We start from the raw sequence: 14130 nt of genomic DNA, 5'->3' as shown, positions 1-14130 counted from the left end.
GGTGACTACCAGCCGCGGTTGGCGTAGCGCTCGGCCTCGGGCAGCGTGTCGCAGTTGATGCCGACCATGGCCTCGCCCAGGTTCCGGGAGGCGTCCGCGATGATCTTCGGGTCGTCGTAGAAGGTGGTGGCCTTCACGATGGCGGCGGCGCGCTTGGCCGGGTCGCCGGACTTGAAGATCCCGGAGCCGACGAAGACGCCCTCGGCACCGAGCTGGCGCATCAGCGCCGCGTCGGCCGGGGTGGCGACGCCGCCCGCGGAGAACAGCACGACGGGCAGCCTGCCCAGCTCCGCGACCTCCTTGACCAGCTCGTAGGGGGCGCGCAGGTCCTTGGCGGCGGCGTACAGCTCGTTGTTGTCGTAGCCGCGCAGCCGGGCGATCTCGTTCTTGATCTGGCGCAGGTGGCGGACGGCCTCCACCACGTTGCCGGTGCCCGCCTCGCCCTTGGAGCGGATCATCGCCGCGCCCTCGGCGATACGGCGCAGCGCCTCGCCCAGGTTGGTGGCGCCGCAGACGAAGGGGGTGGTGAAGGCGAACTTGTCGCTGTGGTTGACCTCGTCGGCCGGGGTCAGCACCTCGGACTCGTCGATGTAGTCGACGCCGAGGGACTGGAGGACCTGCGCCTCCACGAAGTGGCCGATGCGGGACTTGGCCATCACCGGGATGGACACCGACTCGATGATCTCCTCGATCATGTTCGGGTCCGACATCCGGGCCACGCCGCCGTCCTTGCGGATGTCGGCCGGCACCCGCTCCAGTGCCATGACCGCCACGGCGCCCGCGTCCTCGGCGATCTTCGCCTGCTCGGCGTTGACGACGTCCATGATCACGCCGCCCTTGAGCTGCTCGGCCATGCCGCGCTTGACGCGGGCGGTGCCGGTGGCCGGGGCGTCGGCGGACTGCGGGGTGCTGGGAAGCGTGGACACGGATGACCTCACTGGGGGGAGCGGATGCGGGCGCGCCGAATGACGCAGTCCCGAGCAAACTCCCCCGCACCAGTCCACAGCAAGGGCCAATAAGAGGCCGGTGGATCGTTTTCCCCTACCCCCTGTGTACGGGGACGGGGCACTGTCCGTCAGCTGCCCGGCCGGTCCGCCAGGGCCACCGGCGGCTCGTCGTCCATCTCGAAGGCCAACGGGAACGGCGCGTGCCCGGCCAGCCGGAACCATCGCACCGTGCGGTGGCGCCGAAGCGCCCGCGCCGCCCGGACCGCGTCGTTGTGGAAGCGCCGCGCCATCGGCACCCGCCGCACCGCGGCCGCCAGCTCGGACGCCGCCTCCTGGCCTCCCGGGATCTCCCGTACCGCCTCGACCTGCGCACTCTCGCCGAACACGGCGCGCAGGGCGGTGCTCAGCTCGCTCTCGGCGACCTCGCGGTGGTCCTCGGGCGACTGCCTCGCGGCGTGCGCGGCCTCGTACAGCACGATGGACGCGGCCGGGTCGAGGACGCCGGAGGTGGCGAGCTCCTGGGTGACCGAGGCCCGGCGCAGCAGTTGCGCGTCGAGGGCGGCCCGGGCCGCGTCGATGCGGGTGTGCAGCCGGTCGAGGCGGCCGGCGGTCCAGCTGAGGTACAGGCCGATCGCGACGAGCACCACGACGGCCCAGATGATGAGGGTTACGGTCACGGGCGGCAAGGCTACCGGGGCGGAGGCCCCCGCCAGGCCCTACTCCCGGGCCAGCCCGAACCGGGCGCGCAGCCCCGTACGTTCGTCGGCCGCCACCGAGGCGGCGCCGTCCGTCACCGTCTCGTACACCGCGAGGATGTCCGCCCCGACCGTCGACCAGTCGAAGCGCCGCACATGGGCGCTCCCCCGCTCGCGCAGCCCGGCGCGCCGCTCCGGGTCGCCCAGCAGCCGGATCGCCGCCTCGGCCAGCGCGTCCGCGTTCTCGTTGGCGAACAGCTCGCCCGCCGCGCCCTGGTCCAGGACCTGCGCGAAGGCGTCCAGATCGCTGGCGAGGACCGGCGCGCCCGCCGACATGGCCTCGACCAGGATGATCCCGAAGCTCTCGCCCCCGGTGTTGGGCGCCACGTACAGGTCGACGCTGCGCAGCAACCGCGCCTTGTCCTCGTCGCTCACCATGCCCAGGAACTCGACGCGCGCGCGCATCTCCTTGGGCAGCGAGGCGACGGCCTCCTCCTCGTCGCCCCGGCCGGCCACCAGGAGCCGGGTCTCGGGGCGGGCGGCGAGGATCGCGGGCAGCGCGCGCATCAGGACGGGCAGTCCCTTGCGGGGCTCGTCGATGCGGCCGATGAAGCCGATCGTGCCGCCCTGCCACTCGGGCCGGGGCTCGGCCCGCGCGAAGAAGTCGACGTCCACCCCGTTCGGGATGACCACGGCGTCGCCGCCCAGGTGCTCGACCAGGGTCCTCCGGGCGTACTCGCTGACCGCGATCCGCGCGCTGATCTTCTCCAGCGCCGCCTGCAGGATCGCGTACGCGGCGATCATCGCCCGGGAGCGCGGGTTGGACGTGTGGAACGTGGCGACGATCGGCCCCTGCGCCGCCCAGCACGTCAGCAGTCCGAGCGACGGCGAGGTCGGCTCGTGGATGTGGATCACGTCGAACGTGCCCTCGTGGAGCCAGCGCCGCACCCGCGCCGCCGACAGGAACCCGAAGTTCAGCCGGGCCACCGAGCCGTTGTACGGGACCGGCACGGCCCGGCCCGCGGAGACCACGTACGGCGGCAGCGGCGTCTCGTCGTCGGCCGGGGCCAGCACGGACACCTCGTGCCCGAGCCGGATCAGATGCTCGGCCAGGTCGCGGATGTGGAACTGCACACCGCCCGGAACGTCCCAGGAGTACGGGCAGACGATGCCGATCTTCACGTCGGGTCTCCGCTCCGGTCCGCACGGGGTTCGAGGTCGGCGATCCAGAGCCGTTGCAGCATGTGCCAGTCCTCCGGGTGCTCGGCGATGCCCACGGCGAACGCGTCGGCCAGGGCCTGTGTCATCACGGACGTCCTCCCGGCCCGGTCGCCTGTCTCCGGCACCTCGACCGGCGGATGGACGCGCGCCTTCATCACGGCTGTGCCGTCGTACGAGAGCGTCACCGGCAGCAGCAGCGCGCCGGTCTGCTGGGCCAGCAGCGCGGGCCCGGCCGGCATCCGGGCCGTATCGCCGAAGAACGACACCTCGATGCCCGACGAGGACAGATCGCGGTCGGCGACCAGGCAGACCAGGCCGCCCGACCGCAGCCGCCGGGCCAGCGTCCCGAAGGCGGCACCGCCGGTGTGCGGCAGCACCTCCATGCCCAGGCCCTCGCGGTAGGCGACGAACCGGTCGTACAGCGATTCCGGCTTCAGCCGCTCGGCGACCGTGGTGAAGGGCACCTTCAGGTCCGTGGTCACCCACGCCCCGGCCAGGTCCCAGTTCCCCAGGTGCGGCAGGGCGAGGATCACCCCGCGCCCCGAGTCGAGCCCGTCCGTCAGCCGGTGCGCGTCCGTGACGTCGATCGACGCCTTGATCCGCTCCGGGCTCCAGGTGGGCAGCCGGAACGACTCCATCCAGTAGCGCATGTACGAACGCATGGCCGCCTTCGACAAGGCGGCCAGCCGGGCCGGGTCGGCGTCCGGCACGACCCGCTTGAGGTTGGCCTCCAGCCGGAGCACGCTCTTTCCGCGCCGCTTCCACACCTGGTCGGCGAGGGTACGGAAGAGGGCCCGGGCGGCCGGTTCGGGCAGCGTCTTGACCGCCGCCCAGCCCAGCCCGTACAGCGCGTCGCTCAGCCGCTCCTTCGCGCCGGGCCGCGCGTCGGCGCCGCTCACTGCCCGCCCGAGCCGGCCGCGTCCGCGTCCGCCGCCTCGCGGCGCACGGTGACGACCCGCTGGAGCAGCGTCACGAGGCTGCCGACGGCAACGATCCACAGCGCGATCGGCAGCAGGATCTGGATGCCCGGCACCCCGAACGTGTGCAGACCCGCGAGACCGGCCGCCACCAGCGAGATCACCAGGCGCTCGGCACGCTCCACGAGCCCGTTGACCGCCACCGGCAGCCCGATCGCCTCACCGCGCGCCTTCGTGTACGAGACCACCTGGCCGCTCGCCAGGCAGAAGATCGCCACCGCGCACAGGATGTTGTCGTCGCCGCTGCCCGCGTACCAGAGGGCGAAGCCGCCGAAGATCGCACTGTCGGCGACCCGGTCGAGCGTGGAGTCCAGGAACGCGCCCCACCGGCTGGAGACGCCCGCCTGGCGCGCCATGTTCCCGTCGACGAGGTCGGAGAACACGAAGATCGTGATGACGATCGTGCCCCAGAAGAACTCCCCCATCGGGAAGAAGACCAGCGCACCGGCCATCACCCCGGCCGTACCGATCAGGGTGACCGCGTCCGGGGTCACGCCGAGACGGAGGAGCAGTGCGGCGAACGGCGTGAGGACACGCGTAAAAAAGGCACGCGCGTACTTGTTCAGCATGGCCTTCCCGAGGGGTAGCTGGGCCGCGTGACCCCGTCGGCCACCGGCTGGAGGGTGCTGAAGGCCCTGGCCGGATCAGGGAGCGGTGGCCGGCGCGTGCGGCTGCAAGGCGCCGGAGCGTCTCCATGGCGGAGCCATGAAGGCGTTTCGGCAACGCCGCAGACGCGCGTGCCGGGCGCCGCGAGCCCGGCCAGGGCCTTCAGCACCCTCCGAGCCCATGTTAGTCACGCCCGGCAGCGGTCACCCTCCGGGCACCCCGGACGCCCCTGTGGACGCGGTCCCGGGGCAGTGCCACGCTCGAATGACCGCGGGCGTCGCCGCCCCTGAGCGCGTGCCCGTGCGCCACCGACGGGAGGCATGATCATGGGCGACAAGGCACACGCACGCACCGGAGCCGCCGCAGGGACACCGGCGGCCGGCCACCACCCCCGCGCCCTGCGCAACGTGGCACTGGTCGGCCACAGCGGCTCCGGCAAGACCACGCTGGTCGAGGCGCTCGCGCAGACCGCGGGCGCCCTCGGCCGGCCGGGCCGGGTCGAGGACGGCACGACCGTCTCCGACCACGAGGAGATCGAGCACCGCCAGAACCGGTCCGTCCAGCTCTCCCTGGTCCCCGTGGACTGGGGCGGGCACCGGATCAACCTGCTGGACACCCCCGGGTACGCCGACTTCGTCGGGGAGGTCAGGGCCGGGCTGCGGGCGGCGGACGCGGCCCTCTTCGTCGTCTCGGCCGCCCAGGAGCCCGAGGCCGTCGCCGCGACCACCCGGGCACTGTGGGAGGAGTGCGCCGCCGTCGCCATGCCCCGCGCCCTCGTCATCACGCACCTCGACACCGCCCGCACCCCGTTCGACGCGATGACCCGGATCTGCGGGGAGCTCTTCGGCGGCGGCGACCCCGACGCCGTACTCCCCCTCTACCTGCCCGTGCTCGGCCCCGAGGCCGCCGACGGGCACGCCCCGCTCACCGGCCTCACCGGCCTGCTCACCGAGCGCGTCCTCGACTACTCCGGGGGCGAGCGCGTCGAACTCCCCGCGTCCGGCGACGAGCAGGCACCCCTGGCCGAGGCCCGCGCCCGCCTCATCGAGGGCATCATCGCGGAGAGCGAGGACGAAACCCTGATGGACCGCTACCTCGGCGGCGGGACCATCGACACCGGCACCCTGATCACCGACCTCGAACGCGCCGTGGCCCGCGGTTCCTTCCACCCCGTCCTCGCCGCCGCCCCCGCCGCCGAGGGCGCCCGCCAGGGCATCGGCACCGTCGAACTGCTCGACCTGATCACCGGCGGCTTCCCGACCCCCCTCGAACACCCGCTGCCCGCCGTCACCACGCCGGACGGCTCCCCGCTCCCCGCCCTCGACGGCGACCCCGAGGGCCCCCTGGTCGCCGAGGTCGTCAAGACGTCCTCCGACCCCTACGTCGGCCGGCTCTCCCTCGTCCGCGTCTTCTCCGGCACCCTGCGCCCCGACGACACCGTCCACGTCCACGGCCACGGCCTCGACTCCCCCGCACACGAGGACCGCGCCGACCACGAGACGCGCACCCGCGTCGGCGCCCTCACCTCACCCTTCGGGAAGCAGCAGCGGCCCCTCGACGCGTGCGTCGCCGGCGACCTGGCCTGCGTCGCCCGGCTGGAGACCGCCGAGACCGGCGACACCCTCTCCGGCACCGGCCACCCCCTCCTCCTCGAACCCTGGACCACCCCCGCCCCCCTGCTCCCGCTCGCGGTCCAGGCCCACAGCAAGGCCGACGAGGACAAGCTCTCCCACAGCCTGGCCCGCCTCGTCGCCGAGGACCCGGCCATGCGCCTCGAACAGAACCCGGAGACCGGACAGCTCGTCCTGTGGTGCCTGGGCGAAGCCCACCTGGACGTCGCCCTGGACCGGCTGCGCGACCACTACGGCGTCCAGGTCGACACCGTCCCGCACCGCGTCGCCCTCCGCGAGACCTTCGCCGGACCGGCCACCGGACGCGGCCGCCACGTCAAGCAGTCCGGCGGCCACGGCCAGTACGCGGTCTGCGAGATCGACGTCGAACCCCTGCCCGCCGGCTCCGGCGTCGCATTCGTGGACCGGGTCGTCGGCGGCGCCGTACCCCGCCCGTTCATCGCCTCCGTCGAGAAGGGCGTCCGCGCCCAGGCCGCCCGGGGCGTCGCCGCCGGACACCCCCTGGTCGACATCCGGGTCACCCTGCGCGACGGCAAGGCCCACTCCGTGGACTCGTCCGACGCCGCCTTCCAGACCGCCGGCGCCCTGGCCCTGCGCGAGGCCGCCGCCGAGGCGCACGTCCAGTTCCTGGAACCCGTCGCCGAGGTCGGCGTCCTGGTGCCCGACGCCTACGTCGGCCCGGTCATGAGCGACCTCTCGGGCCGCCGGGGCCGGGTCACCGGCACCGAACAGTCCGGCTCCGGACGCACCCTCGTCCGCGCCGACGTCCCCGAACTGGAGATCGGCCGGTACGCGGTGGACCTGCGCGCCCTCACCCACGGCACCGGCCGCTTCGACCGCTCGTACGCCCGCCACGAACCCATGCCCCCACAGCTCGCCGACCGGGTCCACGCCCCCCAGGGGTGACGCGAAACGGGCCACTCCCCCGTACGTTGTCCACAGGGCCGGACGGCGGACGTATCCGGACGATACGCTGACACCCCAGCTCAGAAAGTGTGCCGGGCACGGCAGTTGGGAAACAGCCGCAGGAGCGGTTCCTCGGTGGCGAGTGGGGGCGACAGTGGCCAGCAACGGATTCGATTTCTCACCCGGAGCGCAGATTCCGCTCCAGGGGTCGGCAGGCGCGGCGGTGGCGACCAACGCCCTCGCCTCCGCCGCGTACCGCGACAGCCCGGTGGAGGAGATCCTCAAAGCCAACAGCGAGTGGCACAAGTCCGAGGTGAAGGCGGGCCGTTCCGGCTTCCTCAAGTCCGACTACTTCAAGCCCAACCTCGGCGAGGCGTTCGCCCGCGCCGTACAGGAGCGCATGCTCGGCGGCGCCCGCAAGGACCTCATCCAGTCCTTCGGCACCGACCCGCAGTCCGTGGTCGAGCACTGCCTCTCCGCCAACAGCCTCCGCAAGCAGCGCGACACCCGGCTCACCGCCGTCACCGTGCTGTTCGGCTTCCTGTTCCTGCCGGGCATGCTGCTGTGGGTCATCGCCTTCCGGCTCCGCGACGGCTTCGCCAGGACCAAGGACCGGCTCCTCACCACCCTCGGCAACAGCATCCTGCCCCTCGTCGGCATCGGCGTCGTCCTCCTGATGATCCGACTGCCCCTGACCGGACTCCTCGCCCTCTACCTGCGCGCCATGCTCGTCGCCCCGGTCATCGGCTGGTACTTCGCCAAACGGATCGCCGAGAGCTCCGCCCGGGACATGCGCACCCGCTGGGAGGGTCTGCTCTCCGGCGGCGGCGTCACCGCCAAGATCCCCGAGTCCGTCCCGAAGAACCCCAGCGAGACCGCCCGCGAGGCCCTGCGCCAGGGCCTGGAGAAGCTCTCCGCCGAGCAGCAGTCCAACTCCGTCTTCTACGCCGGCCCCAAGGGCATCCTCGGCATGGGCACCCGCTGGGGCAGCTGGCAGCTCGCCGAGGACCTCGTCCCCAAGGAGCCCGGCAAGGAGATCCACCAGTTCCGCAGCTGGGACGTCGTCCGCGTCATCCACGACCAGCTCAAACTGCTGGAACGCGGCCCGTTGAACACCGGCGGGTTCCCCACCCCCTCCGTCACCCACTGGATCGTCACCCCCATCGGGGAGAACGCCGACTCCGTCACCCGCCGCCAGGGCGAGGACGTCGCCACCTTCCAGATCAAGCCCCACGAAATACAGCGGATCTGCAACCACCAGCAGTTCGGCGGCGGCGACCGGCACTACCTCGGCGTCCAGTTCACCCTCTGGGACGGCCAGCTCGTCATCACCATGATGATCACCGTCACCGTCCTCTTCGAGACCCTGCGCATCGAGGTCACCGGACACGCCCTCGGCCCCGTCCACTCCCTCTTCACCACCAAGCCCGCCGCGAAGAAGCGGACCGTCAACAAGACCGTCCGCTTCTGGGAGACCCGCGACATCACCCTGGCCCTGGTCGACGCCCACGAGGTCACCCGCCTCGCCCTGCGCGCCCCCTTCACCTGGTATCCGCCGCTCCTGGACCACCTCGGCGGCAAGATCGCCCTGCCCGAGCCCTTCGGCCTCCGCCACGCCTGGGCCGAGAAGCCCTGGCGCCACCGCTTCATGGCCGACGACGCGATGCGCGCCGCCACCCCCGTCCTGCGCGTCGTGCACAACGCCGCCATCAAGGTCCTGGAGGAGCACGGCGTGGACACCGAGCGCTTCAACAGCCGCTCGTCGGTCCTGAGCGGCCTCGTCCAGCAGCCCGCCCCCGGCAAGGCCGACCTCTACGACGCGTAACCCCGGGTACGCGAACGGGGCGCCCCGGAAGAAATCCGGAGCGCCCCGCACGACGAGCAGGAAAAACAGGAAGATCAAGCGGCCGGCCAGGCGTCCGCCAGCATTTTCCGCGTGTCCGCCAGCAGCTGCGGCAGCACCCGGGTGTGCCCCACCACCGGCATGAAGTTGGCGTCACCGCCCCACCGCGGCACCAGGTGCTGATGCAGATGCGCGGCGATCCCCGCCCCCGCCACCGCACCCTGGTTCATCCCGATGTTGAACCCGTGCGCACCCGAGGCCGCCCGCAGCGCGCTCATCGCCCGCTTCGTGAAATCGGCCAGCTCCGCCGTCTCCGGACCGTCCAGCTCCGTGTAGTCCGCGACATGCCGGTACGGCACCACCATCAGGTGCCCCCCGTTGTACGGGTACAGATTCAGCACGGCGTAGACCTTCGCACCGCGCGCGACGACGAGCCCGTCCTCGTCCGACTTCTCCGGAATCCCGCAGAACGGACAGCCGTCGCCCGCCTCCGGGCCGGTCGGCTTGTTCTCCCCCTGGATGTACGCCATCCGGTGGGGCGTCCACAGGCGCTGGAACGCGTCGGGCGTCCCCACTCCGATCTGCTGCTCCGGCTCACTCGTCATGCCGGCCAGCATATTGCTTCACCTGTGCGGAGCGTGTCGCCGGGGCCGATCCCGTACACGCACCGCGATGCTGGGCCGATGAGCGCGCGCACCCCGGCCCCGCCCCCTCCCGCCCTCACCCGCTGGGAGCGGCGCACCGAGGTCCCGCTCCTCGCCGCCGCCCTGGTCTTCCTCGCCGGCTACGCGTTCCGCGTCCTCGCCCCGTACGACGCCGAGCCCTGGCACGACATCTCCCTGGGACTGGTCGGCGCGACCTGGTTGCTGTTCATCCTCGACTACACAGTGCGCCTGCGACTCAGCGGGCTCGGCCACCGCTTCCCACGCATGCACTGGCTCGACACGCTCGTCCTCGTCATGCCGCTGCTGCGCCCGCTGCGCATGGTCCAGGTCTACGCGGCGGTCCAGGAGCGGCGGGACCGGCCCCGGCTCGGCCTGTACGCCCGGGTGATCTCGTACGCCGGGATGACGGCCGTCCTTCTCGGCTTTTCGGCGGCGCTCAGCGTCTACCACTGGGAGCACGATGCCCCGGACTCCTCGATCCGCACCTTCGGGGACGCCGTCTGGTGGGCGTGCGAGACGCTGACGACGGTGGGGTACGGGGACGTGGTGCCGGTGACGACGGCGGGCAGGATCATCGCGGCGGGACTGATGGCGTGCGGACTGGGGCTGCTGGGGGCGGTGACGGGCTCGTTCTCGTCGTGGCTGATCCAGGTGTTCCGCAGGGAGGACGAGAAGGAGCCCCCGGCGAGCGGGTAGCTCGGCCGGGGGCTCCTTCTCGCTTGCGCGGGGAACACCTCACACCTGCACGCGACGCTCCACCACGTCAACGAGCTTGGCGATCGCTTCGTCACGGGCGATGCCGTTCTCCTGCGAGCCATCGCGGTAGCGGAACGACACCGTGCCCGCGTTCATGTCGTCGTCACCGACGATGATCATGAACGGCACCTTGGCCTTCTGGTGGTTGCGGATCTTCTTCTGCATCCGGTCCGACGACGTGTCCACGTCGACACGCAGCCCCTTCTTCCGCGCCTCCGCCGCGAACTCCTGGAGGTACGGGATGTGGGTGTCGCCGATCGGGATGCCGACCGCCTGGACCGGGGCCAGCCAGACCGGGAACGCACCCGCGTAGTGCTCCAGGAGCACCGCGAAGAAGCGCTCGATGGAGCCGAACAGGGCACGGTGGATCATGACCGGGCGCTGCTTGGAGCCGTCCGGACCGGTGTACTCCAGGTCGAACCGCTCCGGCAGGTTGAAGTCGAGCTGAATGGTCGACATCTGCCAGGTCCGCCCGATGGCGTCCCGCGCCTGCACCGAGATCTTCGGGCCGTAGAACGCGGCCCCGCCCGGGTCCGGGACCAGGGGCAGGCCCTGCTTCTCGGCGACCTGGCGCAGGGTCTCGGTGGCCTCTTCCCAGGTCTCGTCGGAGCCGACGAACTTGGTCTCGTCCTTGGTGGACAGCTCCAGGTAGAAGTCGGTGAGCCCGTAGTCCCGGAGCAGGTTCAGGACGAAGGTGAGCGTCCGGTCCAGCTCCTCCGCCATCTGCTCACGAGTGCAGTAGATGTGCGCGTCGTCCTGCGTGAAGCCGCGCGAGCGGGTCAGGCCGTGCACGACGCCCGACTTCTCGTACCGGTACACCGTGCCGAACTCGAACAGCCTCAAGGGCAGTTCACGGTACGAACGGCCGCGCGCGTCGAAGATCAGGTTGTGCATCGGGCAGTTCATCGGCTTGAGGTAGTAGTCCACCCCGTCGTCGAGCTGCATGGGCGGGTACATGCCGTCGGCGTACCAGTCCAGGTGGCCGGACTTCTCGAAGAGCTTGCCCTTGGTGGCGTGCGGCGAGTAAACGAACTCGTAGCCCTCCTCCTCGTGCCGGCGGCGCGAGTAGTCCTCCATGGCCCGGCGGATGACGCCGCCCTTGGGGTGGAAGACGGCGAGGCCGGGGCCGATCTCGTCGGGGAAGGAGAAGAGGTCCAGCTCGTTGCCGAGCTTGCGGTGGTCGCGCTTGGCGGCCTCCTCCAGGAACTCCAGGTGCGCCTTCAGCTCCTCCTTGGTGGGCCAGGCGGTGCCGTAGATGCGCTGAAGCATCGGATTGCGCTCGCTGCCCCGCCAGTACGCGGCAGCGTTCCGCATCAGCTTGAAGGCCGGGATGAACCGGGTGGTCGGCAGGTGCGGGCCCCGGCAGAGGTCCTTCCAGCACAGCTCGCCGGTCTTCGGGTCGAGGTTGTCGTAGATGGTCAGCTCGCCGCCGCCCACCTCGACGTCCGCGCCGTCGTCCGAGGAGGCGGAGCCCTTGATGCCGATGAGTTCCAGCTTGTACGGCTCGTCGGCCAGCTCCTCGCGGGCGGCCTCGTCCGTCACGACCCGGCGGGAGAACTTCTGGCCCCGCTTCTGGATCTCCTGCATCCGCTTCTCGATGGCCTTGAGGTCCTCGGGCGTGAACGGCTTCTCGACGTCGAAGTCGTAGTAGAAGCCGTCCTTGACCGGCGGGCCGATGCCGAGCTTGGCCTCGGGGTGCAGCTCCTGCACGGCCTGGGCCATGACGTGCGCGGTGGAGTGGCGCAGGATATTGAGGCCGTCCTCGGAGGAGATCTCGACGGGCTCGACGGTCTCGCCGTCCTTGAGCTCGTACGCGAGGTCCTTCAGCTCGCCGCCGACGCGGGCCGCGACGACGGTGCGCTCACCGGGGAAGAGCTCGGCAGCCGTAGTGCCCGTCGTCACCACGCGCTCTTCCCGCTCGGAATCGCGTTGGATGGTCACACGGACGTCTGACACCGGTCTCTCCTGACTCAGGGGGCGCACCGCACTCCTCTGGCGCGTGCAGAAGGAATCGTACCGAGCCGAGGGCCCCCATTGCGAAAGGCCCTACTCCCCCGTGCACGCCTCCTCGAAGAAGTCCACGTTCTCCTGGAGCGACTTCATCAACCGGTCCCGTTCCTCGTCGTCCACCTGCACGGGGACGACCTGCGACGCCCCGGTCAGCCGCCGGAAGCCGCCCCGGCTCTCCAACCGGCCCTCCACCCGGACCGGCAACCCGACCAGGTGGGCCTGGCCCGCGATCCGGTACGCCTCCTCGTCCAGCTCGATCCGGACGTGCGGCACCTCGGCCCCGGCCAGCACCCGCAGCCGTACGATCCCGGCCCCGCGCGGCCCGGACCGCCGCAGCCGGACGACGGCCCCGGTGATCCGTACGGCGACGGCGGGCTCGTCGCGCAGGTAGCGCGCCCCGGCCCGGCGCAAGGCGGGCAGGTCGCCCGGGGAGAACTCGACGGGTTCGGGGCGGGCGGGGCAGCCGGCGGGGGTTCCGGCGGCGGGCGCCCAGTCCACGGCGATCGCGGCGCCCTCCGAGCCCCGGACGAGGGCGACGACCGCCTCGGTGAGCTCCCGGCTGACGCCCGCCGCGACGGCGTTGTCGAAGGCTTCCATGCCGCCGGTGGCCCGCTGGTAGTCCACCGCCTCGCGGGTGGCGTGCAGGGCGTGGTGGAGCCGGACGGCGACGGGGCGGCCCGGGTCGACCGGGACGAAGGCGGTGAGGGAACGGCCGCCGGGTCCGGGGCCGGTGAGCACGGGGCCGAGGGCGGCCAGGGCGCGGCCGCGGCGGCGGGCGCCGTGGTAGCCGGCCGCGCCCCGGGCGGCGAGCGCGCCGGCCAGCAGGATCTGGCGGGCGGCACCGTGCAGTTGCTCCGCGCCGAGCCAGTCGGCGGCCCCGGCGGCGGGTTCGGGAACCTCGCGGTGCCAGCGGATCTCGTCGCTGGGGACGGCGAGGGCGACCAGGATCTCGCGGGCGCGGGGAGCGCCGCTGCGGGCGAGCGCGGTCAGGGCCTCGGCGAGCAGGTCCTCGCTGTCGGGGAAGGTCCTGGTGCGGGGCACGAGGAGGCTGGTGGTGCCGCCGGGCGGGGTCCAGCGGCTGTAGGGGCCGCCGTCGGTGCCGCGCCGCCGCCAGCCGTGCCGGGCGAGCAGGGCGCCGAGGACGGCGGGCTCGACGCGGGCCGGGTCGGGCAGGCCCCAGGTACCTGGGGCGGCCTCGCCGTGGACGCGTACGGACTCGTGCATCAGGGTCTCCCTCCCGCCCCGACGCGGGTCATGATCTCGCAGAGCGCCCGGTCGTCGAAGACGCGCGAGGTCATGAGCCGCACGGTGGTCCGGTGGCGGCCGGTCACGGGGTGGCCGGCCAGATTGGTCCAGTAACAGCAGTGCCGCAGGTCGAGGCTGTCCGGGCCGGCCCGCAGCCAGTCGTCCTGGCTGCGCGGCACGAGCATCACGACCAGGATCTTGTGCACCGACACGGGCGTCCGGGCGAGCTTCACCAGGTGGGCGTTGTCCAGCGTGAAGGCGAAGGTCGGGCCGGGCGGCCGGGACGGTATCTGGTAGGTGCACTTCAGCTGGACCTTGATGGTCACCTCGTCGTCCACGAGATGCCCGGGGGAACCGTGGCTGACGTGCCAGTCGATGCCGTTGTCGGGGAAGGGCTGCGACAGCGAGCAGCCCGCCGCCGCGGCGACGGCGTGGAGGTAGCCCACCTGGAGGGTCTCCATGCAGGCGGTGGTGGCGAGTCCGCCGCGCAGCGGTGCGGTCCGCTGGGGCAGCAGCCCGCTCGGTTCGGGCTGCGCGAGCGCCATGGCTCCGTAAGCCTTCCGGGCCGTACCAATGGGGATGAGGGGTGCCGGGCGGTCAACTTCCGCTGCCGGTACTTGTGTTGTCA

General features: G+C 72.0%; 12 protein-coding genes. 3 read left to right on the top strand and 9 right to left on the bottom strand.

What is annotated here, in order from left to right; genetic code table 11:
• Positions 1-5: 5 nt before the first annotated feature.
• The 5 genes from pdxS to pgsA form a co-directional block, all read right to left on the bottom strand.
• Positions 6-926, bottom strand: a complete 921-nt coding sequence (pdxS, locus tag OG867_RS27490) for a pyridoxal 5'-phosphate synthase lyase subunit PdxS (RefSeq protein ID WP_328899262.1) — start codon at positions 924-926, stop codon at positions 6-8.
• A 149-nt stretch (positions 927-1075) separates the two neighbouring features.
• A complete protein-coding gene (locus OG867_RS27485; RefSeq protein WP_018103869.1) occupies positions 1076-1624 on the bottom strand; it encodes a membrane protein in 549 nt (182 codons plus the stop codon).
• Positions 1625-1663: 39 nt separating this feature from the next.
• Positions 1664-2824 carry a glycosyltransferase family 4 protein gene (locus tag OG867_RS27480; RefSeq protein WP_328899263.1) on the bottom strand — a complete coding sequence of 387 codons (1161 nt, stop codon included), beginning with the start codon at positions 2822-2824 and terminating at the stop codon, positions 1664-1666.
• Positions 2821-3762 carry a phosphatidylinositol mannoside acyltransferase gene (locus OG867_RS27475; protein WP_328899264.1) on the bottom strand — a complete coding sequence of 314 codons (942 nt, stop codon included), beginning with the start codon at positions 3760-3762 and terminating at the stop codon, positions 2821-2823. The genes OG867_RS27480 and OG867_RS27475 overlap by 4 nt, the downstream gene beginning before the upstream one ends.
• Positions 3759-4409, bottom strand: coding sequence for a phosphatidylinositol phosphate synthase (gene pgsA, locus OG867_RS27470; RefSeq protein WP_406289320.1), 651 nt, complete (start codon positions 4407-4409; stop codon positions 3759-3761). The genes OG867_RS27475 and pgsA overlap by 4 nt, the downstream gene beginning before the upstream one ends.
• Before the next feature lie 363 nt (positions 4410-4772).
• Here pgsA and OG867_RS27465 point away from each other — a divergent pair, with 363 nt between their 5' ends.
• Both OG867_RS27465 and OG867_RS27460 read left to right on the top strand, forming a co-directional pair.
• The gene (locus tag OG867_RS27465; RefSeq protein WP_406289318.1) at positions 4773-6983 is read left to right on the top strand and encodes an elongation factor G-like protein EF-G2; all 2211 of its coding nucleotides are present in this window, start codon (positions 4773-4775) and stop codon (positions 6981-6983) included.
• Between the two features lie 154 nt (positions 6984-7137).
• Positions 7138-8808, top strand: a complete 1671-nt coding sequence (locus OG867_RS27460) for a hypothetical protein (protein ID WP_406289315.1) — start codon at positions 7138-7140, stop codon at positions 8806-8808.
• Positions 8809-8882: 74 nt separating this feature from the next.
• On the opposite strand, the gene OG867_RS27455 is transcribed toward OG867_RS27460, so the two are convergent.
• Positions 8883-9443, bottom strand: a complete 561-nt coding sequence (locus tag OG867_RS27455; protein WP_328899268.1) for an HIT domain-containing protein — start codon at positions 9441-9443, stop codon at positions 8883-8885.
• Between the two features lie 66 nt (positions 9444-9509).
• Between OG867_RS27455 and OG867_RS27450 the strand changes: the two genes are divergently transcribed.
• Positions 9510-10187 carry an ion channel gene (locus OG867_RS27450; protein ID WP_328899269.1) on the top strand — a complete coding sequence of 226 codons (678 nt, stop codon included), beginning with the start codon at positions 9510-9512 and terminating at the stop codon, positions 10185-10187.
• Positions 10188-10226: 39 nt separating this feature from the next.
• Here OG867_RS27450 and thrS read toward each other — a convergent pair whose 3' ends face one another.
• From thrS to OG867_RS27435, 3 genes are all read right to left on the bottom strand, one after another.
• Complete coding sequence (thrS, locus tag OG867_RS27445) at positions 10227-12203, bottom strand: threonine--tRNA ligase (protein WP_406289313.1); 1977 nt, start codon at positions 12201-12203, stop codon at positions 10227-10229.
• A 90-nt stretch (positions 12204-12293) separates the two neighbouring features.
• Complete coding sequence (locus OG867_RS27440; protein ID WP_406289310.1) at positions 12294-13481, bottom strand: hypothetical protein; 1188 nt, start codon at positions 13479-13481, stop codon at positions 12294-12296.
• The gene (locus tag OG867_RS27435; protein ID WP_406289308.1) at positions 13481-14047 is read right to left on the bottom strand and encodes a DUF4365 domain-containing protein; all 567 of its coding nucleotides are present in this window, start codon (positions 14045-14047) and stop codon (positions 13481-13483) included. Before OG867_RS27435 ends, OG867_RS27440 begins: the two co-directional genes overlap by 1 nt.
• Positions 14048-14130 lie beyond the last annotated feature (83 nt).

This window comes from Streptomyces sp. NBC_00209, assembly GCF_045206345.1.
In the GTDB taxonomy this organism is placed as follows: domain Bacteria; phylum Actinomycetota; class Actinomycetes; order Streptomycetales; family Streptomycetaceae; genus Streptomyces.
The sequence above is the reverse complement of the archived record's forward strand: the minus strand, read 5'-3'. Positions and strand labels throughout refer to the sequence as shown.

What these genes read in the sequence shown, in the direction of transcription:
- pgsA (WP_406289320.1), bottom strand. Translation starts at nt 4,409, where the DNA reads ATGCTGAACAAGTACGCGCGTGCCTTTTTTACGCGTGTCCTCACGCCG.
- OG867_RS27465 (WP_406289318.1), top strand. Translation starts at nt 4,773, where the DNA reads ATGGGCGACAAGGCACACGCACGCACCGGAGCCGCCGCAGGGACACCG.
- OG867_RS27455 (WP_328899268.1), bottom strand. Translation starts at nt 9,443, where the DNA reads ATGCTGGCCGGCATGACGAGTGAGCCGGAGCAGCAGATCGGAGTGGGG.
- OG867_RS27450 (WP_328899269.1), top strand. Translation starts at nt 9,510, where the DNA reads ATGAGCGCGCGCACCCCGGCCCCGCCCCCTCCCGCCCTCACCCGCTGG.
- OG867_RS27440 (WP_406289310.1), bottom strand. Translation starts at nt 13,481, where the DNA reads ATGCACGAGTCCGTACGCGTCCACGGCGAGGCCGCCCCAGGTACCTGG.
- OG867_RS27435 (WP_406289308.1), bottom strand. Translation starts at nt 14,047, where the DNA reads ATGGCGCTCGCGCAGCCCGAACCGAGCGGGCTGCTGCCCCAGCGGACC.